Source organism: Vibrio sp. R10-SG-ISO4 (genome assembly GCF_059834135.1).
Genome location: NZ_JCBDHJ010000013.1, coordinates 421,057 through 445,620, shown reverse-complemented (window position 1 = coordinate 445,620; position 24,564 = coordinate 421,057). Strand labels below are relative to the sequence as shown.

The 24,564-nt window shown below is 49.6% G+C and carries 23 protein-coding genes; 10 read left to right on the top strand and 13 right to left on the bottom strand.

The annotated features are described in order from the left end of the window. Positions 1-11: 11 nt before the first annotated feature. The 3 genes from AC6R03_RS08600 to AC6R03_RS08590 all read right to left on the bottom strand — a co-directional run bounded on the left by AC6R03_RS08600 (position 12) and on the right by AC6R03_RS08590 (position 2,205). Positions 12-446, bottom strand: a complete 435-nt coding sequence (locus AC6R03_RS08600; RefSeq protein WP_334551613.1) for a PAS domain-containing protein — start codon at positions 444-446, stop codon at positions 12-14. Then, the gene (locus AC6R03_RS08595) at positions 446-1,450 is read right to left on the bottom strand and encodes a response regulator (protein ID WP_500632030.1); all 1,005 of its coding nucleotides are present in this window, start codon (positions 1,448-1,450) and stop codon (positions 446-448) included. The genes AC6R03_RS08600 and AC6R03_RS08595 overlap by 1 nt, the downstream gene beginning before the upstream one ends. Before the next feature lie 293 nt (positions 1,451-1,743). Beyond that, positions 1,744-2,205 carry a TetR/AcrR family transcriptional regulator gene (locus AC6R03_RS08590; protein WP_334551601.1) on the bottom strand — a complete coding sequence of 154 codons (462 nt, stop codon included), beginning with the start codon at positions 2,203-2,205 and terminating at the stop codon, positions 1,744-1,746. A gap of 498 nt (positions 2,206-2,703) precedes the next feature. On the opposite strand from AC6R03_RS08590, the gene AC6R03_RS08585 reads away from it, so the two are divergent. Beyond that, positions 2,704-2,997, top strand: coding sequence for a YfcZ/YiiS family protein (locus AC6R03_RS08585; protein ID WP_487901602.1), 294 nt, complete (start codon positions 2,704-2,706; stop codon positions 2,995-2,997). Positions 2,998-3,121: 124 nt separating this feature from the next. Further along, positions 3,122-3,727 carry a hypothetical protein gene (locus tag AC6R03_RS08580; RefSeq protein ID WP_334551597.1) on the top strand — a complete coding sequence of 202 codons (606 nt, stop codon included), beginning with the start codon at positions 3,122-3,124 and terminating at the stop codon, positions 3,725-3,727. 77 nt (positions 3,728-3,804) lie between these two features. Here AC6R03_RS08580 and AC6R03_RS08575 read toward each other — a convergent pair whose 3' ends face one another. Further along, on the bottom strand, positions 3,805-4,902 hold the full coding sequence (locus AC6R03_RS08575) for a 1-acyl-sn-glycerol-3-phosphate acyltransferase (RefSeq protein ID WP_500632031.1): 1,098 nt from the start codon (positions 4,900-4,902) through the stop codon (positions 3,805-3,807). A gap of 230 nt (positions 4,903-5,132) precedes the next feature. On the opposite strand from AC6R03_RS08575, the gene AC6R03_RS08570 reads away from it, so the two are divergent. Further along, the gene (locus AC6R03_RS08570; protein WP_500632032.1) at positions 5,133-5,741 is read left to right on the top strand and encodes an AraC family transcriptional regulator; all 609 of its coding nucleotides are present in this window, start codon (positions 5,133-5,135) and stop codon (positions 5,739-5,741) included. Positions 5,742-5,818: 77 nt separating this feature from the next. On the opposite strand, the gene AC6R03_RS08565 is transcribed toward AC6R03_RS08570, so the two are convergent. Further along, positions 5,819-7,180 (bottom strand): alpha-amylase family glycosyl hydrolase, encoded by a 1,362-nt coding sequence (locus AC6R03_RS08565; protein ID WP_500632033.1) that lies wholly within the window; start codon positions 7,178-7,180, stop codon positions 5,819-5,821. Between the two features lie 424 nt (positions 7,181-7,604). On the opposite strand from AC6R03_RS08565, the gene AC6R03_RS08560 reads away from it, so the two are divergent. Next, positions 7,605-8,528, top strand: coding sequence for a M14 family metallopeptidase (locus AC6R03_RS08560; protein WP_500632034.1), 924 nt, complete (start codon positions 7,605-7,607; stop codon positions 8,526-8,528). An 84-nt stretch (positions 8,529-8,612) separates the two neighbouring features. Here AC6R03_RS08560 and AC6R03_RS08555 read toward each other — a convergent pair whose 3' ends face one another. Further along, positions 8,613-8,807 carry a hypothetical protein gene (locus AC6R03_RS08555; protein ID WP_500632057.1) on the bottom strand — a complete coding sequence of 65 codons (195 nt, stop codon included), beginning with the start codon at positions 8,805-8,807 and terminating at the stop codon, positions 8,613-8,615. Positions 8,808-8,965: 158 nt separating this feature from the next. Next, positions 8,966-10,546, bottom strand: a complete 1,581-nt coding sequence (locus tag AC6R03_RS08550) for a BCCT family transporter (protein ID WP_500632035.1) — start codon at positions 10,544-10,546, stop codon at positions 8,966-8,968. 424 nt (positions 10,547-10,970) lie between these two features. Here AC6R03_RS08550 and AC6R03_RS08545 point away from each other — a divergent pair, with 424 nt between their 5' ends. Together AC6R03_RS08545 and malZ are read left to right on the top strand one after the other, a co-directional pair. Further along, positions 10,971-12,749 carry an alpha-amylase family protein gene (locus AC6R03_RS08545; protein WP_500632036.1) on the top strand — a complete coding sequence of 593 codons (1,779 nt, stop codon included), beginning with the start codon at positions 10,971-10,973 and terminating at the stop codon, positions 12,747-12,749. Then, positions 12,746-14,590: a maltodextrin glucosidase gene (malZ, locus tag AC6R03_RS08540; protein ID WP_500632037.1), complete on the top strand. Its 1,845-nt coding sequence runs from the start codon at positions 12,746-12,748 to the stop codon at positions 14,588-14,590. The genes AC6R03_RS08545 and malZ overlap by 4 nt, the downstream gene beginning before the upstream one ends. Here malZ and AC6R03_RS08535 read toward each other — a convergent pair. Next, positions 14,550-16,382, bottom strand: a complete 1,833-nt coding sequence (locus tag AC6R03_RS08535; protein WP_500632038.1) for an ABC transporter ATP-binding protein/permease — start codon at positions 16,380-16,382, stop codon at positions 14,550-14,552. The two genes, malZ and AC6R03_RS08535, sit on opposite strands and share 41 nt — an antisense overlap. Positions 16,383-16,474: 92 nt before the next feature. Beyond that, positions 16,475-17,290 carry a 4,5-DOPA-extradiol-dioxygenase gene (gene ygiD / locus AC6R03_RS08530; protein WP_500632039.1) on the bottom strand — a complete coding sequence of 272 codons (816 nt, stop codon included), beginning with the start codon at positions 17,288-17,290 and terminating at the stop codon, positions 16,475-16,477. Positions 17,291-17,477: 187 nt separating this feature from the next. On the opposite strand from ygiD, the gene AC6R03_RS08525 reads away from it, so the two are divergent. Both AC6R03_RS08525 and AC6R03_RS08520 read left to right on the top strand, forming a co-directional pair. Continuing rightward, positions 17,478-18,359 (top strand): LysR family transcriptional regulator, encoded by an 882-nt coding sequence (locus tag AC6R03_RS08525; RefSeq protein WP_500632058.1) that lies wholly within the window; start codon positions 17,478-17,480, stop codon positions 18,357-18,359. A 93-nt stretch (positions 18,360-18,452) separates the two neighbouring features. Beyond that, a complete protein-coding gene (locus tag AC6R03_RS08520; RefSeq protein WP_500632040.1) occupies positions 18,453-19,376 on the top strand; it encodes a DMT family transporter in 924 nt (307 codons plus the stop codon). A 62-nt stretch (positions 19,377-19,438) separates the two neighbouring features. Here the strand turns inward: AC6R03_RS08520 and AC6R03_RS08515 are convergent, their stop codons facing one another. After that, complete coding sequence (locus AC6R03_RS08515) at positions 19,439-20,626, bottom strand: sugar efflux transporter (RefSeq protein WP_500632041.1); 1,188 nt, start codon at positions 20,624-20,626, stop codon at positions 19,439-19,441. A 195-nt stretch (positions 20,627-20,821) separates the two neighbouring features. Between AC6R03_RS08515 and AC6R03_RS08510 the strand changes: the two genes are divergently transcribed. Next, positions 20,822-21,736, top strand: coding sequence for a helix-turn-helix domain-containing protein (locus AC6R03_RS08510; protein WP_500632042.1), 915 nt, complete (start codon positions 20,822-20,824; stop codon positions 21,734-21,736). A 182-nt stretch (positions 21,737-21,918) separates the two neighbouring features. Continuing rightward, positions 21,919-22,926, top strand: coding sequence for a transporter (locus AC6R03_RS08505; protein ID WP_500632043.1), 1,008 nt, complete (start codon positions 21,919-21,921; stop codon positions 22,924-22,926). Here the strand turns inward: AC6R03_RS08505 and AC6R03_RS08500 are convergent. The 3 genes from AC6R03_RS08500 to AC6R03_RS08490 are packed head-to-tail and all read right to left on the bottom strand — an operon-like array spanning position 22,923 to position 24,557. Continuing rightward, entirely contained in the window at positions 22,923-23,531 is a 609-nt protein-coding gene (locus AC6R03_RS08500) for a hypothetical protein (protein WP_500632044.1), read from the bottom strand. The two genes, AC6R03_RS08505 and AC6R03_RS08500, sit on opposite strands and share 4 nt — an antisense overlap. 16 nt (positions 23,532-23,547) lie before the next feature. Then, on the bottom strand, positions 23,548-24,228 hold the full coding sequence (locus AC6R03_RS08495) for a C39 family peptidase (protein ID WP_500632045.1): 681 nt from the start codon (positions 24,226-24,228) through the stop codon (positions 23,548-23,550). Between the two features lie 2 nt (positions 24,229-24,230). Then, positions 24,231-24,557, bottom strand: a complete 327-nt coding sequence (locus AC6R03_RS08490; RefSeq protein WP_334551568.1) for a carbon storage regulator — start codon at positions 24,555-24,557, stop codon at positions 24,231-24,233. Positions 24,558-24,564: the final 7 nt, after the last annotated feature.

The following is a 24,564-nucleotide window of genomic DNA, read 5'->3' as shown; positions in this document are numbered from 1 at the left end:
GACCTTATCGATCACTTTTTTGAGACAAGGGCTTCCGCCGTGGCGTCTTGAATCGAGAGAAACAGCGAGCGAATCTCACCGGTTGGCGTGCGCATTGGGTTTAGGGTGATATTCTGATACATGAAATCGGCTTGTTGCGTCACTGGACGCACGTTTCGACACTTAAATAAATAAGGACGTTGCTGCCACGTAATAAAGCTGCGACAGCCTAAGTCGTAGACCGGCTTGGTTTTGAGTTTAAACCAGTCTTGAGGGATCTCTGGGAACAGCTCAAACAAAGACTTGCCGATCGCATCATGAGATTGCACGCCGCTGTGATGGGTCATAAAGCCATTCCACACTTGGACCTTATGCTCACGGTCGATGACGATTAAGCCCAAATCGACGTTTTGTACCATATCCACCATCCAGTGGAATTGCTCAAATTCAGCAGGAAGATTCAACATCAAAAGTCCTCCATCAAGTACGCCAACTTATTGTCGAGTAGTGGCAGAGATTCATCGACAAACATAAACAGTAAATCACAACGAATCGATGTACCGTCGATGTTATAACTCACCTCAAAGGTCATGGTTTTGCTAAAAGAGCCCGTCGTTGACTCGATCACGGAGTCAATCGAAATATGCTGCCCGAGCAACACCGGAGAGCTTTGGAAAAAGCGGACTTCAGCTTGTTGGCCTAAACCATTTAAAAACGATCCAACGAGAATGTTAGAGACGTCCATTAGGAGTTCGAGTTCTTCCAACTCCTCACTGTCCGCGGGCACTTTCATCAGTTTTTTCAAATCGGAAACACTGGAATCACTGAGTAAGACCAGCGCTTCTCCCGCAATCCCCTCACCACTGAACCCTTGACACACGCCGGAGACTTGGTCATTTTCCGCCAAGTCTCTGAGCGCCATGTGCAGCTCGCTCACTTCAAAAATATTGACGTTCGGCAGAGGCAAATGGACAAACACATCAAAGTGGCGCGCAAGCGCATCTGCGGCGCGACCAATCGACACGTTCGCCACTTCCATGTAGATGTCACGGCGGCGAAGAACCGGCAATTCCAGAGACACGGGAGTCACGATTTGTGGCTTGGCCTGAGGATCCACCAGATCGCGTAGAACCGCTTTCAACGCGTCTTGATTGATGGGTTTTTGGATGAAAGCTTTCGCCCCCAAAGACATCACACGCTCTTTCGCTTTGGGCTGAATGTCCCCTGACACAACCACAACCGGGATGTCTATGTTGCGTTTCTGGATCTCATCTAAGGTGCCAAACCCGTCCAGCTCAGGCATGGTCAAATCAAGGAACATCAGTTTGAATGAGTTCTCTTCAAGCTGTTTTAATGCATCAAGGCCATGAACCGCAAAACTGATGTCGGCATTCAGCGAAGCAGGTAGTGAACGCGCCATTTGTTTGCGGGCTAAAGCAGAATCATCACAAATAAGAACAGGTAAAGACATTCATGCACCTACTGCTAGTTATTGGTTTAATACTTTCAGTGTAACAGATAGTTAGCAAAGCGAGCATTATGAAACACTAATATAGAGAGAATTCCTATGTCTCATCAGAGGAGTGTTTGTCAATCAATGCTTCGCAGCTATCAAACTAATCGGAGACTACCGTTTCTAGCTCGCAACAATAATAGTCGTAGAAACGATTCTACACGAGCGTCACTTCGCGTTTAACATACTAAAAAAGAAAAACCGCGCCCTGTCTTCACAGGGCGCGGTTTAAGATTTTTCCGATTTGATGATTAAGCGGTCATGCTGACAAGGGATTTACCCATCAACCACTCGAGCTCTTTCGCACTCTCATCACCAAACTGAGTTTCTACGGTTTTGTATAGACGCTCAATCCCATTTGACGCAAATTCAGGTGCGTTGTGCGACGTCACCACATGGTGGAATAGCAGGCGTAAAATCGCTTTAAATTCTGGATTTTCTAGCGCCGTTAACCAGCTGGCCGAAAACTCATTTAATGAGTGATCAAAATCCAAGTGTTCAACAAACATTTTGAAAATACGGCCATCCAAAGCGGCGGTAAAATCGGTTTTTTTCGGGAAGTGATGACTGATCCCAGTTCGCGACACGCCGGTTTGTTGGCTCAATGTGGTGTATGACATTTTGTCATATCCGAGGCGTAACAGTTGGTCTACGACGGCATCCATTATTTTCTGAATGGTGATTTCAGTATCTTCTTTACTACGCTTAGGCATGTTTAGGCTCTTCTCTTTGTATATCCATCTAAATCAAAGTGAATCAAACATGACACCTCTACGAGTTAGCTTTACGGTGCATAACACCCTGGCAATGAAAAGCGCGCGAGCGCATTTCGTGTCGTGGCTAATGCAGAGCAACGCAAAATCTAACGATCTGGCGTAAGCTAAGTTTTCATAAAAGGCCATAGGGCATTTTTATGAAATGCAAAGACATCATTACTTCTGTATATAATAAGACCGCCGATAATCTTACAAATCCCCCCGACTGACAACCGAGAGCGCACATTCGGCGTGAGTAATTATCATTAATTTTCTCAATTAATTGACAAAGATCACACTGATAATAGGATTCATTCACAATCAATCAAGCGCCCCACTGACATCTTACAGCGTAGCACAGTAAATGGTATGTCATGCTGCATCATGGGTTTTTGTGTGGATTCACTTCAAATAAACCGATAAAATGACCACAAACTTTGTAAGAGGATAGTGACTATGAGCACTGAACAAGAACAAGTATGCGAAGCGTGTGGCTGTGCAGGCGAAATGGGCTTCATCATCAAAGAAGGAGACGATGTTGCACAAGTGACCATCTTCGCTGAGAACAAAACGTTGCTTGAAGCTGAGTTGGCCAAATATCTTGAACTGGCGAAACAAGTATCTGAGAACGTGGAGTATCAAGTATCTCCTATCGCCGATGACGCAAAAGAGCTGACCGCACACTTCAAATTTGAAGTGAGCGCTGAAAAACTGATTTTTGAACTCAAAACACGTTCACTCGCGCGCTAATCAAACGTATAGAGTGTTTTGATGTGTTAAAAGCGGGGTCCATCCCCGTTTTTTATTGGCTTAAAATTGACCCTAAGCCCGCTCTCTCTGATACTAAACACACGTCTGTTCATCGTGAGTGTACATGAAGTATCTCGTTAAACTTGTTGCGCTTTGGCTCAGTGCCGCCTCCTGTGTCGCTGTCGGGGAGCCACTCGACACCTACCGTATTTTGAATCATCTTGATAATTACGGAAACTTGGATCTGCGCAACAAGCCCTACACCTCTTTGCCTGATGGCCTTGTGATCAAGGGCAATCTCAATATTGCCAAAACTCAAATGACACAAATCCCGAAAGGGATAGAGATTGAAGGCAGTTTGGATGCCTCAAACAGCGGGCTGAAAAAAATCGCCCCTGGGGTCAAAATACGCGGCTATGCCAACCTCCTCGGGTCACAAGTGACTCGTTGGCCTCCCGGTATTCAGGTGGGTGGTTTTCTCAATTTTACTGACACACCTCTAGCAAGCTTGCCACCTAGGTTTCGCGTTAAAGGCGATTTGAGTGTGATGCGCACACCACTGACCGAACTGCCGGAAGGACTGACCGTTGATGGGAACCTCTATATTGGCGGCTCCGCCATCACCACATTTCCAGACACCATGACTGTCAATGGCAATATCTTCCTTGGTGGAAATCGCATTAGCCGTTGGCCGACCAATCTGACCCTCGGCGGTGCGGTCGCTCCCTAGAGTGAGCACTAACCGACCGAAAAAAGGGCACAGTATTCAAACTACTGTGCCCTTATTAATTGAACCGCGAATACCGCTTACTGGTTTTTCACCGGATTGGCATAGCTAGCGATCAGGTGGCGCTGCGCGCCCTCTGGTAACGCTTGCAATTTGTCAGCTAAGCGCTGCTTAACCCCTTCTTCGACACTTTCATCGCCAGAGGCCAGCAAGTTAATTGGGAATAACTTGTAGTGACGGTGAATTTGCTCATCGATAGTACTCGCCAACTCATCAGGACTATCACAGCCCGATTGAATTACGTCGCCAAATGCCACATGGACGCGGCCTTTGTAGCCCACAATACCCTGAATGATACTTTCGATATCTTCAAACTCACCTTTTTGATAAACACCTTGAGTCTCTTTTTGATGCAGTTCCAGAGCCTTAGCACTATCACAGGGATCATATTCGTAAGAGATCGAAACCGGGACAATATTAAGTGAGCGGATGTAATCTGCAAAGTCGATTTTCTGTTTACGTCCTTCGACATGAAACATCTTTAAAATCGCAGGATCCGTAAAATCATTCCCATCTTTCGCTCGGCCCTCTTTTTGTGCAATCCAAATCGAGTGACCAGTGTCGAGAGAGTGTTTTATGTACGCAGACAAGGTGCCCAACGCTTTCATCATCTCACGCGGACCTTTGGCTGAACGTTTAACAATAAAGCTCTTATTGAGCTTCATCAGCTCCGTCGCGCACGGTTTTTTCAACAAATTGTCGCCAATCGCAATGCGCACAGTTTTGTGGTTATTCACGTGCAAACCATAGTTAACCAACGCCGGGTCCATAGCAATGTCACGGTGGTTAGAGACAAACAAATAGGCTTGATTAGGATCTAGCTGGTCTAAACCGCTATAGGTGACGCCGTCTGTTGTCGTGTTAAGCGTACGCTCGAGGTAGGATTTCACTTCCAATTGAATGGCTTCAACAGAGTTGAGCTTGGACCATTTCATTTTTAGCGCGATTTTCACCAATGGCGACATCAGCGCAGTAAACCAGCGTCCACGGTGTGAGAAGCGATGTTTTATGATGGCGCTGATAAACTCTTCATCATTAATTAAGCGTTCAATCGCAGCAGGGATTTCGTCGTCGTTGTATGGGCGGATGTCTACAAATGGGTCTGTGGTTGTGGTCATGGTCTACTACATCAAATTTAAAGCTGCCTTATTCTACGCGGAGTTAGTGCGCTTAGCAGCTATCGTTGTCGCACAATTAGTAAGGTCAGACCAGAACGTCGGTCCGTTTTTGCGCAAACCATCACCACTTGAGACCGAAAAGCGTGATTTGATTGTGTAGGTCAGCGCCAAGATTGGCATTTCAACAAGAAAACGGTACCCTTGTCGCCCCAGAAAGAGTGAGTTTTTCCATGCATTACGCCATTTCCTATCAAGCGCAATCCCACGAGTATCTGACGACAACACCACGTCGTCACACCATCAAGCACGGTTTGCTGCGCGTCACTCAAGGATTCGTCTTTATCCGCTTGGGCAAAAAAGAGTATGTCGTCGAGCCAGGCGATACCTTTTGGCTACCATTTGATACCCTCGCGGCCGTCACCTATACGCCGAACACCCAACTGGATAGCATCGAGGTATCGGTACGAACCCAACTGCCACTCGTAAGGCAAGCGGGCTACATCCAGCCCACCCCTCTGCTAACCGCGCTGCTTGATCGCTTAAGCACGGTTGATGACAGACAAAAACAGCTTCCGCTACTCACGGTCGTGCGTGATGAATTGCCCTCTATTACGCCTAAGCTGAGCGAATCCACATTCACTAAACAGCTCAATCAATGGTTAAGCGACAACACCCTGCGAGCGCAAAGCCCGTTGCCAAGTGAAGTGCAACTTTTACTCAGAGTACGTGAAGCGCGTAAACAGATGCTGTCAGGTCAAGCGCGCAGCCAGGTAATCAAACAATGGTTTGATGGCAACGACGCCCTGTTCGACAATCTGGAACGAGCACTGGTTGGCTAGGTGATGCACGCCTAGCCAACCCGTCCATTTCAAACTCTCCCACTAAACATCGTTGGACCTACGGAGCGTCAACGTGCCTAAAGAGCTTCATTGGATTTGCGTACCAACATCATGGCGCTTTTAGGGGCCACAGTCAGCGTATTTTCAGTACCAAATACTCTCTTTCCTGTCAGCACATCCGTCATCGCCGTCCCCTCTTTTCGCTCTATGGTTTGACTGCGTGTCGATTTGTTGACCACCACAAGGCCATCATTGCCACGAGCAAACACCAAGAGATCGTCACCGGCTTCAATGATGCGCATCGGTTTGCCATGCATTTGATTGTGAAAGGCAATGGCGGCGCACATTTTTTTATCCTTCCAAGCGGATTGCCAGCGAGGCTGCCCCGTACTGTCTTGAATGCCACTGGTATCGAGATCAGTATAGATCAGCGGTACACCGCCATCTCGGCCCAAAATGTAGCAGTAAGCCAACCACTCCAACGTCTCATCCATCACCAAATTCGCAAAGACATCATTATTGGGAATGTCATGGGTAATGGCGAACGTGATCGCTCGACTTTCCGATAGCGCTTGGCCAAAGCAATAAGGATCCACTAAGCTTTTCAAGCTTCCTTTCGGTTGTAGCGCGTCAAACAGTGTTTGAAACAGGGGAAAGTCGTAGGCGCCAAGATCGGTTTGAGCAAGAAAGGGCTCTAAGAAGAGATCATACTCAGGTTTGGACGCACCGCCACTGGTGATGATCTCACCAAAAATATGCACGTCGTGACAAATCTCATCCGTCCACACTTTTTGCAGATGCTCCAGCGTCATGTGTTTTGCGGCATCAATGCGAAACCCTTTGACCCCTAGTGACTTTAGGGCTTTGAGATATTGCTGCTGCATGCTCACCACATGCGCGTTATCACGCAGAGTAGGCAGCCCCGGATCGCTTGGCCCGCCAGTAATTCGGCCATTTTGCACTTGCCACTTGTCCTGCCAATCCGAGATGCCGAACGCTTCGACAAAATCATCGTGATCGAACAGTGGCTCACTCAAATCACCAAATAAACGTTGACGCTCGTAATACGCCTTGTCCTGCTGGTAGGTCGCTATGTCCGCAGCACTGGGGTAGTGTAAATCATCACGTAACGAGGATTCATTCGCCATATGGTTAAACACTATGTCGGCGTAGACCTCAACCTTGTGCGCTTTCAGCGTGGCAATCATCGCAGTAAATTGCTCAGTATTACCCAATTGATTATCTATCACTCGATAATCTTGCGGTTGATAGCGCTGCCACCACTGAGTACCTTGTTCGCGTTTAAGCGATTTCATCGGTGGCGACACCAACACGGATTTATAGCCCGCGTTAGCAATATCTGTTGCTCTCGCTTTGACCATCTCATAAGGCCAATCGAAAGCATGCAAAATGACGTCGGTTGCATTCGAGATTAACATCACGATTTCCTTTACCTTTTTGTCAAACGGCTACGTCGGTAACCCGATTGTCTGCCATTTTACCAAAGCGAGATCCGCTTGCGATTCCCCCTTTATCCGCTTCTTGCCGTAGTAGGTGCGAGGCGTAGAGAGGTGTTGTTCGATGGTAAATGGGCGTCAACTCACATAAGCTTGCTCAATAATCGTCAGCCTGATTGATTCATTGGCTAAGCCACATCGTCGTGAGAAGCGACGGATAAGGGTGCAGATATACCATGAGTATAGTTCGAATTGATATGGTTTCCGATTTGGTGTGTCTATAGTGCATTGTCGGCTATCAGTATTTACGAGCCGCACTAAATTCCAGCAACCGCCCATCAATGATTGCCTCTTGCGCAAGCTATCACTATGCTGTGTGCCCATCACCAATGACAAGGGGTCACCAATGAATCAAACACACGCTTACCCTATCGGAACACGCGGGCAGAAATGGACGGACACAGAGCGAGCGGCTTGGCGAGCGAGCGTGACAAAACAGCGCGATTATCAGCAGCAAGTCGTGAGTAAGATTGAAGCACTTCGTGGTCAATTCGACGTTGAACAATACGGCTCACTTGACTACGACGAGCAGCACTACGCACTTTACTGCATCAAAACCCGCCAATGGGACGCAAGTAAAAAAGTGGTGTTGATCACTGGCGGCGTGCACGGTTATGAGACCAGTGGTGTCCACGGTGCGCTGGCGTTTGCCGCAGAAAAAATGGCCCATTACAGCCAATATTTCAATGTGATCGTCGCGCCGTGTGTCAGCCCTTGGGGCTATGAAACCATCAATCGCTGGAACCCCAATGCCATTGACCCCAATCGCTCTTTTTACGCCAACTCCCCTGCCAAAGAATCCGCGCAATTGATGAGGCTAGTTGAAAGCATCAACGAAGAGATTTTGGTGCACATCGACCTACATGAAACCACCGATACCGATGAAAGTGAGTTTCGCCCGGCACTGGCCGCTCGTGATGGCCTTGAGTACATAGAAGGCATGATTCCCGACGGATTTTACACTGTTGGCGATAGCGACAATCCGCAATTAGACTTTCAAGCCGCGGTGATTAACGCGGTGAGCAAAGTCACGCACATTGCCCCAGCGGACGAAAAAGGCGAAATCATTGGATCTCCTGTCGTAAGCCACGGCGTCATTCTCTATCCAATGAAACAACTTGGCCTATGTGGTGGTGTCAGTACCTGCTTGTACGGCACCACAACTGAAGTGTATCCAGACAGCGCAAGCGTGACCGACGAGGAGTGCAATGCAGCTCAAGTTGCGGCGATTGTAGGTGGACTTGAGTACGTGCTGGGCCAGAGTCAGTAACAGAAAAGCGTCATACCACAGACAATAGAACACAGGTAAAAGAAGAGGCAGCCAACAGGCTGCCTCTTTAATCGATGTGAGTGATTATTTGTCTAACGACAACCCCACCTGACTGATTTTACTTTTGAATTCTTCGATGCTGTCTGCTTGATAAGTAGGACTGCCGTTAAAGTAACGTGGCTTTTCTGGCTTCATTGCGTCTTTTAGCGCTTTCTCTTGCTCAAGGTCATCATGATAAACCGTCACGCGGTGCGGGATGTCCTGCTTAAACGTAGCCATCATTGTCTCCTTTTTGACGTTGCTGTTGTGTCTTCTTACTTAAGCGTAGACACGATGCCAGGCAAGCCCTGCCCCTTAATTTCGATTTGTGAGCATCACTACAAAAAAATGAGCACATCGCTGTGCTCATTTTCATTCTTTCATTACCACTTAATCACTTACTGATAAGCGGGCAGCTCAGACTTCAAGCCTTTCAATAAGCTGACACACATCACCAGCAGCACCAGCGTGAAAGGAAGACCGGTCGCGACCACGCCCGACTGCAAGGCTTGCAGGGCCTCTTTGCCTCCGACCCAAAGCATCACCGCCGCGATCGAACCCTCAATAAACGCCCAGAAAATGCGCTGAGGGACAGGTGCATCAATTTTACCCCCCGCCGTAATGCTGTCGATCACCAAAGAGCCCGAGTCCGACGACGTCACAAAGAACACCAAGATTAAGGCAATAGACAGTACAGAAATAATGGAGCTGTAAGGCAGCTGCTCATAGACATGGAACAGCGTCAGTGAAATATCCGTTAAGCCATTGGTGCCCAGCTCTCCGACTTTATTGACCACTTGATCCAGTGCAATACCACCGAACACCGCCATCCAGATCAGCGTCACCACAGTTGGAATCACGATCACGGCAAAAATAAACTCACGAACGGTACGACCTTTCGAAACTCGAGCGATAAACATCCCCACAAACGGTGACCAAGATACCCACCATGCCCAGTAGAAGACTGTCCAACCATGCATCCAGTCGATGTCTTCACGGCCATGAGGGTTACTCAGCGGCAAGATGTTTTGTACGTAGGCAACCGTGGAGTCCCAGATTGAAGTGGTCGCGATATCAAAACTGACGAATAACACAAACACCAACAGTGCAAACGCGACAATCATGTTGACGTTTGACAACACTTTCACGCCGCCATCGATACCACGAATGACAGAAATGACCGCAATAAAGGTTACGAAAGCGATGACCGCCATCTGTAAGCCGGTACCACCATCAAGACCAAACACATGGTTAATCCCACTGGTCGCCTGCTGTGCCCCTAGCCCTAGAGACGTTGCCAAGCCAAACAGCGTCGACAACACCGCAAGAATATCGACCACATGACCTAACCAACCCCACGCTCTGTCACCAAAAATGGGATAAAACGCTGCGCGTAGCGACAGAGGTAGCCCCTTGTTATACGCAAAAAACGCCAGCGAAAGCGCGACGATCGCGTAAATCGCCCAGCCATGAATACCCCAGTGGAACAGCGTCGCCCCCATCGCCAGGGACTTCGCCTGATCGGAATACGGTTCAGCGTTTAACGGCATGCCCCACCAATCCGTGAAGTAAGCCGTCGGCTCAGCTACACTCCAAAAAAGCAGGCCGATACCCATGCCCGCGGCAAACAGCATAGAAAGCCAAGAGACGGTGGAATACTCTTTCTTCGCATCGATACCGCCGATGCGAATTTTACCTAGGGGCGAGAAGAGGAGCGCTATCGCAAACACGACAAAGAAGTTTGTCGCCCACATGAAAAAAACATCAAAATCGGCAATGATACCGTTACGTAAACCATTTAGTGCGTCGCGCGCTGTTGCTGGTTCAACCACCAACAAAGAGACCAAACAGAGGATGACGAGTCCTGCGCTGATACCAAAAACGGGGTTGTGGATATCAAATCCCCACTTTTGAACGTTGTCTTGACCAACTTGATAATCCGTCGTGTCGATACTGTATTTTTTAAATTCATTATCCATAAATTAGTTTTTAGCTCGCGCAGTATTTGTTTTGGTTCAACAGCACAAAGCGCAAAGCCGTCTCCTGATAATTTGAACACTAATTATAACTTACCGAAAGAAATTGTATCATTTACTAAAAAAACGAGCAATGATCACATAAAATCTATCAATTCCGGCTCAATATATGCATGTTTTATTTAGACAGCGAATCATTTTTCTCCATCAAACTTAGCCCTCATTCAGTGTGGATATGTGACAAAACAATATGTCTCATAAATACACTCGCGCGCAATATATAGTGAGATCACAGAAAAACATAGCAAGATCACAAAAAAACAGATCTACGCCCCTCATATTTTTACTTTGGATGAGGGATGGCCCAATTGACTGTTCTACACTTTGCCTTCATCCGATCAACATTCCACACCACAATTCGTGAAGCATGAACAAAATTACCCTTTACCAAGTCTTTACTCGCCTTTTTGGCAATATCTGTACCGCCAACGTTCCTTGGGGAACTCGCGAGCAAAATGGTGTTGGCAAATTCAGCGATTTTACGCCTCGCGCACTAGAGGCGATTCGAGATCTCGGCATCTCCCATATTTGGTATACCGGTGTGCCGCACCATGCGCGGGTCACCGACGATTCGCAATGTGGAATACGCAGTGATCACCCCAGTATCGTTAAAGGCAGAGCAGGGTCACCCTATGCCGTGAAGGACTATTACAGCGTCAATCCCGACCTTGCTGACAATCCGGAACACAGAAATCAAGAGTTTGAGGCGCTGATTGCGCGCACTCATAAAGCGGGGCTTAAAGTGATCATCGACATAGTCCCGAACCATGTCGCGCGGGTCTACCAAGGAGAATATAACCCGCCTGGCGTGCGCGATTTTGGCGCTGACGATGACACCTCAGTAATCTATCATCGTGACAATAATTTCTATTACCTGCCCGGCGAACACTTCTCAGTGCCTGACGAATTGGCGACGAATCCCCCGCTCGGGGGAGAATCTCACCCCGCATTAGAAGAAGCGTACGTTGAGTACCCAGCCAAATGGACCGGCAACGGTTCACGCTTGGCTCAGCCCAACGCCGACGATTGGTATGAAACGGTAAAAATCAATTATGGGGTAAGGCCCGACGGTAGCCACGATTTTGCCTCTCTGCCTCCGCACTATCGCCATTTAGATTGCGGCGAACACCTGCATTTTTGGCAATCGCAAAATGTGCCGGACTCTTGGACGAAATTTCGTGATATCGCGCTTTACTGGCTAGACAAAGGCGTCGACGGGTTTCGATTTGATATGGCCGAGATGGTACCGGTCGAGTTTTGGAGCTACCTCAACGCACACATTAAGCACACCAACGCCGACGCGATAGTGATTGCCGAGGTGTACCAACCCGATCGTTATCGTGATTACATCCAACTGGGCAAGATGGACTACCTCTACGACAAGGTGGATCTGTATGATCACCTGATTAAGGTCACCCAAGGATGCGCTTCCACCAGCGAGATAGGCCGCATTGAATACCAACTGCGCGATATTGAGCATCATATGCTCAAATTTATGGAGAACCATGACGAGCAACGTCTCGCTTCACCCGCGTGTTGCGCTTCGGGTGAAAACGCCATACCGGCCATGTTAGTCTCGGCGTGCCTATCGAGCGCGCCGACCATGATCTATTTCGGCCAAGAAGTTGCAGAACCCGGCGCTGAAATGGCCGGCTATGGCCAGCCGTCTCGAACCTCTATTTTTGACTACGTTGGTGTCCCTCATCACCAACGCTGGATGAATAACGGCCAGTTTGATGGCGGCCAACTCGCCGAGCAAGAAAGCACACTGCGTCACTTCTACCAAAGGCTGCTTAACTTAACGTTAAACAGCCCTGCGCTGTGTGGCGACTACCATGACCTTTATGCCGACAACCACCTAGCTTTTGGTGATGGCGCAGATTACCTCTACGCCTTCGCGCGCTCTTGCTCGACGCAAACCTTGATCATCGCCACCAATTTTAGCCAAACGCAGTCTCATGAGGTGACGTTAACGTTAAACGAAACGCTCATCGCCCAATGGCAACTCACTGAGGGGACCTACGCCTTGACCAACTGCCTAAGCGGCGACACACACCAACTGCAGGTCAAAAATGGGATTGGCCGAGCCACCCTGAATTTTACGCCACTGTGCACCTTTTACTTGGAACTAGGGGAAACACTATGACGCTGCCATATCTTTTTCATGGCCAATCTCACGATTGGGTCACGCTAGATGAGACCAAACCTATCCTCACCGTGCGTTTAGCGACGGAAAAAGGCATTCACTTTGATAAGGTTCTCGTGCGCCATGAGCCCGACAACGAAGAGTATTTGGTGGCCATGACCCGCGTCGACGAGACGCCCTATTTGGATATCTGGTCGGCCAGTTTCCCACTCAATCAAGATCGCGCCATCACGCACTATGTCTTCAAACTGCTGAGCAACCAGCGTCAGTACTGGCTCGATGGCCGGCAAGTGAGCACCCGCATGCCGGGTAAAGAGACGCACTTTAAGTACAATCGCGAACATCAGCCACCTAAGTGGGTCAGTCAACAAGTGTTTTACCAAATTTTCCCTGATCGCTTTTGCAACGGTAAGCCCGAGTTAAGCGTGAAAGAGGGCGAGTATTTGGTGTCTCGTGGTACTAAGCCAGTCACCTGTAAACGCTGGGGCGAACCCGTCGATTTGGAGGGAAATGGCGGCTGCGAATTTTATGGCGGCGATCTCTACGGCGTTGAAAGTAAACTCGATTACTTACAATCACTGGGTGTGACGGCGCTCTACCTTAATCCGATTTTTACCGCACCCAGCAACCATAAGTACGACACTGCAGATTATCGCAACGTCGACCCCCACCTTGGCAGCAACGCCCATTTTGCTCAATTATGTGAGCAATTACGCTCGCGAAACATGCGCATCATGTTGGACGCCGTCTTCAATCACACCTCCACCGAGCACCCGTGGTTTAACTTGCAAGGCTGGCATGACACCCTAGGCGCGTATCAATCGGTGAACTCACCTTACCGCGATTACTACTTGTTTAAAGATGAGGGCCAAGATTACATCGGTTGGAAGGGCATACAATCTCTGCCTGTGCTCAATTTTGACAACCCAGAGGTAAGAGAATACCTCTATCAAGGGGACGATGCGGTGGTCAAGCATTGGCTAAAACCGCCCTACTCCATTGATGCTTGGCGATTTGATGTGATTCATATGCTGGGCGAAGGGGAAGGGGCAAAGAACAACGCGCACTACGTCAAAGCTTTTCGTGACGCTGCCAAGCAAGTCAACCCGGATTGCTACGTACTGGGTGAGCACTTCTTTGAAGCGACTCAATGGCTGCAAGGCGATCAAGAAGATGGCGCAATGAACTACTATGGGTTTGCACACCCACTCAGAGCGCTACTGACAGGCTTAGACATCGCGTTTGACCCAATCGACATCAATGTCAGCGAGTTTTTGGATTGGCAAGCCGAGGCGAGAGCGAAGCTGCCGTGGGCCAATCAATTGGCACAGTTGAATCAGCTCGACAGCCACGATACTGCGCGCTTTATTGAACTAGTCAAAGAGGAACCCGAAAAATACGCCTTGGCTGCCACGCTGCTATTCAGCTATGTCGGCGTACCTTGTGTCTATTACGGCAGTGAATTGGCACTCGAAGGCAGTCATGACCCCGATAATCGCCGCTGCATGCCGTGGGATAAGGTGGACGCCAACCCCACCTTGGCTCTGTTTCAGGCATTGATCGCCTTGCGCAAACAACACCCTGCGTTGCAATACGGTGATTACGTCCCTCTGGTACACGACAACAACAGTTTTGTGTTTGCGCGTACCCTAGGCGATGAAGTGATTGTTGCCGCCTTTAACGTCAGCAACCAAAACCAAATCGTCTCTATTCCACTGTGGAAGCTCACCAAACCAGTGTTTGTGTTGACCGACTTACTCGACAAGCACGCCCTTCCCGTCGAAGGAGAATCCATGCAGATTACCCTACTAGCGATGGGCGCGCGCTTGCTTGGTGGCTAAATTGTAATTCAACCAGGCGCTGATAGAGCTCACATGACTCGAGCAGCGCCGCATGGCTGCCTTGGTCAACTAACTGGCCCCCGTCGAGTACGGCAATACTGTCCGCGTGTTGAATGGTCGATAGACGATGCGCAATGATCAACGTCGTGCGGCCTTGCATCAGTTGCTCAAGCGCCTGCTGAACGTGATGTTCACTTTCACTGTCGAGTGCACTGGTGGCCTCATCGAGTAGTAATATCGCGGGATCTTTCAGAATCGCTCGCGCAATCGCAATGCGCTGCCTTTGACCACCGGACAAACGCACACCGCGCTCGCCGAGAAAACTGTGGTAACCGTCAGGCAGCGCCATAATGAACTCGTGCGCATGGGCTTTTTTCGCCGCCCGCATCACCTCTTCATCACTCGCGTCTGGACGACCATAACGAATATTGTGCATCACATCTTGGCTAAACAGGGTCGGCTGTTGAGGAACCAGCGCCATATACTCGCGCAGTTGACTCGGTTCAAACTGCTTCACATCACGCCCTGCGATGCGCACCTGACCAGATTGCGGGTCATAAAAGCGTTGTAGTAGTTCAAACAGCGTGGTTTTTCCTGCGCCTGACGGACCAACAAGCGCCAGCACTTGACCATCTGCGACCTTAAGCGAGAGGTTATCGATTGCTGCCACATCTGGCCGCGATGGGTAGTGAAACGTCACCTGCTCCAGTTGCACGCTCGCTCCTTGGATTGGGCTGTCGCTCGTGGCCTCACTCGGCCCCACAATATCACTTTTCACTTGAAGAATGTCGACCAAACGCTCTGTTGCCCCCGCCGCGCGTTGCAGCTCGCCCATGACCTCAGACAATGTGCCTAACGAGGAGGCGACCATAATGGCGTAGAACACGAACGCGCCCAAATCGCCAGCCGACATGGAGCCATGAATCACATCTCTTCCGCCGACCCAAAGCATCCCTGCAATCGCAGTAAAGACGATCACAATCACTCCGGAAATCAATATGGCGCGCTGCTTCACTCGCTGACGGCCAACGTCGTAGGCCTTTTCAACTTCAGTGGCAAAGGCCGCACGCTCAAACGCCTCACGGGAATAACTTTGCACGGTTTTAATCTGTTCGACCGCTTCGCCGGCGTAACTACCGACATCCGCCATCGAGTCTTGGCTACGTCGTGATAAAGCGCGAACTTTACGGCCATAAAAAAGAATCGGGACCAACACAAACGGCACGGACGCCAGCACCACCAAAGTTAATTTCACATTGGTGGCAAACAGCATCACTATCGCGCCTAAACACATGAGTGCGCTGCGCATCGCCATGGAGAAAGAGGATCCAATGATACTTTGCAACAAGGTAGTATCGGTGGTGAGGCGTGACATGATCTCGCCGCTGCTGTTGGTTTCAAAGTAACTGGGGTGCAAAGAAATCACATGATTAAACACCACGAGGCGTATATCCGCACTGACGCGTTCCCCCACCGATGAAACCAAATAAAAGCGAAAGAAGGTGCCCACCGCAATCATGATGGTGACCGCCACGATATAAAGGATCGCTTGCTCAAGCTCCGCCAATGACTGCTGTGAAAAACCATTGTCGATAAGCATGCGTACCCCTTGACCCACCGAAAGCGTCAACGAGGAAGTCGCCACCAACGCAATCAACGCGCCGATGACCTGCCAGCGATAAGGACGCACAAAAGCCAGTAACTCGAATAAAATCGCTAAGCTTTTACGTGATTGGGCACTTGGTGTTGCCGAAGATGTGTGATTTGGCTGATTGGTGGATGCTCGTCCCATCAAATGGTCTCTTTTCCCGTCATGATGACGCTAGGCTATTGAACAGCTTCGAGACTACCACCTCACACACTAGGATGCACCCATTGGCTTTATCAATAAAAGAGGAATGAACGCATCGACACCGCGCCCAGTTCAATGCCACCTGTGATAGAGAAAAGCCGATCTTGTTCATCCGACGCTCCCGCAACCGTTAGCGCTGGCACATAGTGCTCAAGCGTTGGATTCGCTTGATAAAGCAGAGAACCCAGCTCACGTGTATCCGCCAACGATGAAAAGCGTCGCGTTTGCAGCGCCTGACCGACTTTATCATCGAACTCTAGCGCCCAATCATGAACATGACCGTCTAAATCCAGAGCGCGTAGGTTGTGCACCACATTGCCAGAGCCGAGAATTAAGACGCCACGGTGGCGAAGTTCACGCAATGTTTTACCGAGATTGAGATGCCAGTCGAGCGGCTTCGTAACATCAATCGACATCTGGAACACAGGAACGTTGGCCTCTGGGTAAAGAGATTTCAGCAGCGCCCACGCGCCGTGATCAAGCCCCCACGTCTCATCTTCATGGGCTTTGATGTGGTCAAGTAACTGCACCACTTCTCGCGCGAGCCTTGGTGCCCCGGGGGCCGGATATTGCTCTTCATACAGGGCCTTGGGAAAGCCGTAAAAATCATGAATGGTGCGAGGCTGCGCAGAAACATCGACCAGGGTCGAGCCTTGACTCATCCAATGAGCAGACAGCACCAAGATCGCTTGAGGAGTAGGTAAACTGGCGCCCAGTTCCATCCACGAACGACTGTAGCGGTTGTCTTCAATGATATTCATCGGTGAGCCATGACCCAGGAAGATTACCGGCATGCGTTCGGATGCGCTCAATGAGCGTTTTAGTTGTTGATAAGTCACGTTGGTCATTGTTGTGCCTCATAGTATTCGCTGGAGATGCTCCCTTGTAAGTAGGAGCGGATGAACTCAGTATGCGCAAAATAAATAATGAACACTATGTAGATTATGTGGAATAATTATCTATATTTTGTTCGCAATCTCATTCGCAAGAATGTTCCCCATTTCGATTGATCTTAGGAGGATACCCGTGGATAAAATGGATGGACTTAGAGCCTTTGTCGCCACCGCGCAAACGGGATCGTTTACCGCAGCGGCGCAAAGGCTTGGCATCTCTAACCGACTCACCTCCAAATATGTGGCTCAATTGGAAGCGCAGGTCGGCGCCCGCCTGTTGCAACGCACGACACGCAATGTCAGTGTCACCAGTGCGGGGTTGCGCCTACTCGAGCAAGCGCCACGTCTTCTCGCCGAATTTGACGAACTGTTCGAGCAAGTCGGTCGTAGTCATCAACAACTCTCTGGGCCACTCAAAATCTCCGCCCCCATCACCTTTGGTGAACTCTACCTGCAAGATCTACTGCGCCGCTTTGCCTTGCTTCATCCAGAGATTGAACTTGACCTGCGCTTAACCGATGATTTCGTTGACCTAGCGATGGAGGGATTTGATCTTGCTTTTCGCATCGGCCTGCCCGACAACGCTTCCGTTCGTGGCCGTAAGTTAGGCATTATTCACAGTCAGTTAGTGGCCTCTACGGAGTATTTGGCCGCCCACGGCACGCCGATTAACATCGACGATTTAGCGCAACATCGATTGATCATTGACACCAATCGGCAAGGTTACCAACGTTGGACCTTTACGCGAGAGGGCGTCCAAAGTGACTTCAAACCGCGCAGCCAACTTAAAGTCAACAGTGCACGCGTGGCAAAAGAGTGGGCAGAGCAAGGGATGGGTATCGCTTTGTGCCCAGATTTTGTCACTCACGATGGCATCAAAAGTGGGCGTTTGGTTCGGGTACTGGACGATTACGACCTCGGCACACGTTCGATGTACGCCATCTATCTAGCCGGGCATGAAATCCCACGTAAAGTCCGCGCGCTGATTGATTTTGCCCATCAAGAACTGTCATCCACAATCTAACCTATCTACCCAGCAAGGCTTGGCGTATGATGCGAGACTATTGCGAATAATAATGAGAAGTCAGCTCAAGCTCCCCTTGAGCCATTTACTGCTATGAACGTCACTACGCCAACCCAACTTATCCCCGTTGGGGTTCGATTTATGCTCTTGTCTGCACTGGGCTTTGCTCTGATGTCGGCAAGCGTCAAGTACGTCAGTGAGCACGGTATTCCTGTGTTTGAGATTGTTGCAGCGAGGGCCTTGGTGTCTCTCATCATCAGCTATCTGGATGTGAAGCGTAAGCGCCTCTCGGTATGGGGACACAATCGTAAATTGCTCCTCGTTCGCGGCGCCGTGGGCACCTTCGCTTTGATGTGTGTCTACTATTCGGTCACCACGCTGCCCCTTGCGGAAGCGACCATCTTGCAATACGTGCACCCGGTGTTCACCGCGCTGCTTGGCGTGCTGTTTTTAAAGGAGCGCATTCAAAGCGCCACCTTAGTGTGCATCGCTCTCTGTTTAACTGGGCTTGCCGTGATGATGCAACCCAACTTCAGTGACAGTGTTCACCATGAACTGCCTCCACTTAGTGTGATGCTCGCGCTCGGCGGCGCGTTTGGCAGTTCGATTGCTTACGTCATCGTTCGTAAATTGAGCCAAACCGAAGACAGTTCAGTGATCATTTTCTATTTCCCGTTGGTCGCCCTACCTACCTCTTTGCTACTGATGGGCGATAACGTCGTTTGGCCAAGCTTGCCAATGCTGTGCATGTTGGTGCTGGTGGGCATTTTCACCCAAATTGGCCAATACGGTTTGACGAAAGCGATGCAAACCCAAGAAGCAGGCAAAGCCTCGGCGTACTCTTACGTGCAAATCGTCTTTTCTACCCTAATTGGTGTTTGGGTCTTTAATGAAGTGCCATCGCTATGGACCTACCTAGGCGGCACTTTGATTATTACCGGCGCTTTGATCAATGTGTTTGGACGGAAAATGCTGCCACCTCTTCGTAAAAGAAATGGGGCAACACGGGCGAAATAGCCGATTCATCGAGGCGAACCTTGGGGTCAACGGTGACAGCGCCGTTGACCCAGCGCCCCCCATCACGCGCTCGGCGCGTGACACTCGGGTTCTGCTTTGTGACTCATCATTTCTAACACCACCAGTAATAAGGCGGCGGTGATGGCTCCCGCCAAACAGAGATATAACGCGCTGTAATAGTTATACAGCTCGGCGACCACACCCACCGCGAGGCTCGAAACAAGGGTACTGATGTTCAACATGTTGGAAAACAGCGTCGATGCGGTGCCGAGGCGATCCTTCATCATGTCTTGCAATGCCACCATACCCAAGGTCGCGCATATCCCAATAAAGAAACCATTCAGCAATTGAGCAAACAGCATCACGCTAAATTGGGTTTCTACGAGCATCACCAAATAGAACAGCGCACCAGAGACAACCGCGGTCGTCATTACCCTTGTCGTACCAAATTTGTCCGCCATACGGCCGGCGGCCAGCATCACCGGAATCTCAAAGGCGGCCGCAGCCCCAAATAACAGCCCAAGCCAACTGGCATCGACCACTAACTCTTGAGAGAGGTAGAGCGGAATACTGATTATGTAGAGGTTATTCGCTGAAAAAGCGCACACCACGATCACGCAGTACAACAGCACACGTTTACCCAGAGGTTTATTGACGCGACTTGCTGAGCGCTCCTCTTGCGTCACCACATTCGAGGGGATCTGCTTGACGACCACCCAAATACCCAAGGCCACGATCACAGCCGAGACCGCAAACGAGGCGCTAAAGCCAAACTGAGCTTTGAGCATAAACGCTGCGGGTGGACCAAACACCCACGCAATCGCTAGACCCGCTCGCATGGTTGCAACAAAACGTGTGCTGTTGTCGACATGACGGTCGCCATACTCTCGGCCGAGAGCGAACAATTGACCAAACGAAGCGCCACTGACGCTGCCGAACAGTGTGACCACAGCAACCGCCAACCAGTAGTCACGAATCACAGTAAAGCTCGCCACGGTAATGAGGTAGCTGCTTAACGAGACGACTAAAATGGTTTTGCGATTCCAATGGCTGTCTGATCGTTTGGCGATCGCCGACGAGACCCATACCGAACTGCTGACCGCCACCACCATGTAGAGGCTCAACATCAATGGTGAAGCACCCAGTTCTTGCACAATGAAGAGACTCGATAATGGATAGAAAAACGCGCCGCACAAGCCGGTGACAAAAGTGGTAAATATAAAATAGAGTGCGGTTTTATCCCGGTACATGGCGGACTCCCCATCCAGACACATTGAAAACGAACACGGCGAATACGCCGCAAGCAATGCCCGTCAGTCTACGCCGATCCTTCGCCGACAATGGTAGTATTCGAGCCAGGTTTGATACTATTCCTTCAACTTTATAATCATCTTTGACAGAAAAGCGTCATGTAGCTAGGCTAGTGTCCAACCAAGGAGAACATTGTGAAGCCATTTAAAGAGCATGTACTGACAACCCCTAGCTTTGACTGGCTGGTGCGTGAATTTCGTTGCCGAGAGCACAACGATCAGTACGCCTGCTCATGGCACTATCACAGTGAGTATGAGTTAGTGCTCTATCTCGATCCGCACTCGGTGTTTCAGGGTAACTATTACGCGGGTGATGCGATTGGCGAGATTGTGGATCATACTCTGCTGCTTTATGGTCCTGGGCTACCCCATATGCTCGCAGGCAAAAGTGTTGCCTCAGAGAACAGTGAGCAACACACGGTGATCATTTGGTTCTCACAGCACTGGGTGGATCAACTGCAACACTTAGTGCCCGAAGCGAGACACCTCTCTCGCTTGCTGAGCCAAGCTTCGCACGGGCTGCATTTTAGCCCTGAGATTGCCCAGAAAGTGGCCAACATCATGGAAGGGTGTATCCATCTGCCGCGCCATCACCAAGTGGTCAAAGTCATTGACGTGCTGCTCACGCTTGCCGACGATCTTAAGGCGACCAAACTCTGCACTTCACCATATCGCATTCAGCCTTTGTCCTCCCAGCACGACACGGATCGCCGCATTGAACTGGCCACGCATTACATTGAGCAACACTACGCACAAAGCATCACAATGGCCGCGTTGTGTCAAACACTGCACATGAGTGAAAGCTCCGCCTATCGATTGTTTGAAAAACACTATGGGGTAAGTTTCTCTGAGCATCTCAAGCAGTATCGCGTCGGCAAAGCGTGTGAGCTTCTGGCCAGTACTCGTCTGCCGATCGCCCTTGTTGCAGAGCGTACCGGCTTTAAAAACCTCTCCAACTTTAACCGTCAATTCAAAGGGGTTAAGGCGATGACGCCGAGCGAGTTTCGCCAACAGTTTACCTCTCCCTTAACGGTAAAATCCTCTCCCTAGCATGTTGTTGGCCTTAACTGCAGACGAAAAAGTATGAACACTCTCTCCTCCTTTTGCCTGCAACACGACACGTCTAACCGTCTCAGGGCTTGGAAGAGACACAACACAAACTTTCGTTCATAGCGGAGCCTCTCACCCTGTTCTATCTAATCAAGTACCTATGGATAGAAGAGGCTTACCCGATGTCCTTTCCCTTGACGAAATTCTCCCTAACAACCTTGACCCTACCCTGCTTAAGCGCATTGCTCTTGTCCAACACGACATTCGCGCAAGAAAAGGCGGCTCGACCGTTAACTGTGGGCGATGTGATCGCACGACCCGGCGTACTGACACCGAAAGGAAAACTCACTTTTGACGCCTCACTCAGTTACACGCAAAACTCATCCAATAAAGTCTCTGTGGTTGGGTATACCGTGTTACCCACGCTGATTGTTGGACGTATCGAGGTGAGTGATTCAGACAGAACCACCATTACCGCAGGGATGAGTGCGCGTTATGGACTCACCAACACAACAGAGTTGGAACTGCGCTTACCGTTTGTGTATCGAAACGATCAAATCTCTACCCGCCCAATCCAAGACGGTGCGCAAGACAACACGGTCAATATCACGCTAGATGGAGGGGGATTAGGCGATGTGGAGTTAGCGCTGCGCCATCAATTCAATGTCGACTCAACGCCTTACTGGATTGGCGGCCTAAGCGTCAAATCAGACAGCGGAAAGTCGCCCTATGACATCGAGATCGACGACACCACCAATACCTACAAAGAGGTCCCAACCGGATCCGGTTTTTGGAGCATTGAGCCCAGCCTTTCGATGATCTATCCGACCGACCCTGCCGTCCTCTTTACCAGTTTCAGCTACATTTACAATTTTGAAGATGACGTCAATGTAGGGGACAGCAGCAGTGCCGTAAAATTGGGTGATACCCTTTCATTAGGCGCGGGGATTGGCTTTTCGGTCAATCCTGATCTGTCGTTTTCGCTCGGCTTGAGCCACAAAACGATATTGAAAAGCAAACTGGATGGCGAAGAGGCGGACGATGCAAAACTACTGCAACTGGATTCGATTAACTTTGGTGTCAACTACGCGTTTTCAAAGACATCGTCATTGAACGTCAACGCTCAGGCAGGCTTAACCGAAGACACCCCCGACTTCCAACTGACAGTGAGGGTGCCGTTCAGTTTCTAATATCCTCCGATCAATAAGGCATCTTGAAGCTTGGTGCGACTGCGAATCTGTTGCACTAAGCCGCTGACTTGAGCGTCAATATTGACAATCGTATCCACCCCCAACACACTGTGATCGAGTGTATTTTGAATCACATTAGTGATGCTTGCTGAGGTGATCGACGCCGATGTACTGTTGGTCACATCCAGTGAATTGACTAACGCCGCTGGGTTGACACTCACATCTCCTGCAATCTGATTGCCTTCGCCTACTTGAACAACATTCACCACATCGGTGACAGGCACCGCAGTCGTTGTAGTCGACGAGTCCGTTGGATTGGCTTGCCGGACTTTATAGTTCGCCGACTGCTTGAGCAGTTGACCGTTTTCAAACACCAAGTTGGCGATTTGCGTATTAAAGACCGATTGTCCATTAACACTGCTTCGTACACTCAAGCCTATATTGATGACGTAGTCTCTGTTGATTTGAAACCCTCCTCGATACAGAGCCAATCTCGATTGACTCATGGGTGTCAGTTGAACTTGCTGTATATCAATGGCATCAGCAAACACGGACATCGACGCCATGCTGGCTAATACTCCTATTACCACCTTTACCGTTTTCATAATGTCGCCCTAAAGGCTAGTATTCCCCAGCCTCTGGTAACGTGATCGAAAATACCCCGAGAGATTCTCGAGATACCCCTGTGCTTAATGGTGCGCTATGATAAACCGCGAAGTGATCATCGGTAATAAACGAGGTCCTCCCCACTTCCGCTTTATTGCGAATCAGCAGGACAACACCTTGATAGTACTGCTCAAACTCTTCAAAGCTCATCATCATGGTGCCACGAGAAGGATCGCCTAAGATCACAGAATGTTGGTTCATTCCCTTTATGACCACAAAGTGAAGATAACCGTCAAAATTCACTAAGGTCACCCCAGGAACGCCTACTTGTTTCATTTTCTCCAAACTGATCTGAAATCCATCTGCGCGCAGCCCTTGAGCGTCAAGATACTGCTTCATATCCAGCAACGAAAAGCCTTGTTGCTCAATGAGGGCTTGATCCCCATTTGAGAACATCACTTCAAATATCTCTTGTTCGGCGGAAGGGGTTTGGTAGTGGTAAGTCAGAAGGGAAGCCAGCGCCGCAGAGCCACAACTAAAATCGTATTGTTGACGATGCACGTCACCAAACTGCAACTCCTTGTAGCTTTTTACGGGCACGCTGTACATTCCGCGCTGGGGGAGAAAATTGAGAGCTTGAGCAGAAGAACAGAGCATCGCTCCTACCCAAGCTAGAATTACGCACCAAAGTTTCATGGTCATTTCAGTGTTAAATTGACAACTGTTGAGTTTTGTATCAACACATTATTGCCAGTGTTTTGGACCACGCTCGTGATACCTGAGCTGTGCATGAGCGCACTGCTCGCGATCACGTTGTTTCCCGTAACACTGTTTGTCACCGCATTTCCTGCGTTGATACCATTTATCTCTGACGACGCAGTCACACTCTCGATGTCGATGTGATATTGGCCTCCACGGGAGCTGTCGAGTTGCTGCTCCGACAGCCCCGGTTGTTCCAATATCAACTCATCGGCATAAGCAGATAGCGTGCCCAACGTCATCAGGACGAATAGAGCTGTACGCATCGCTTTG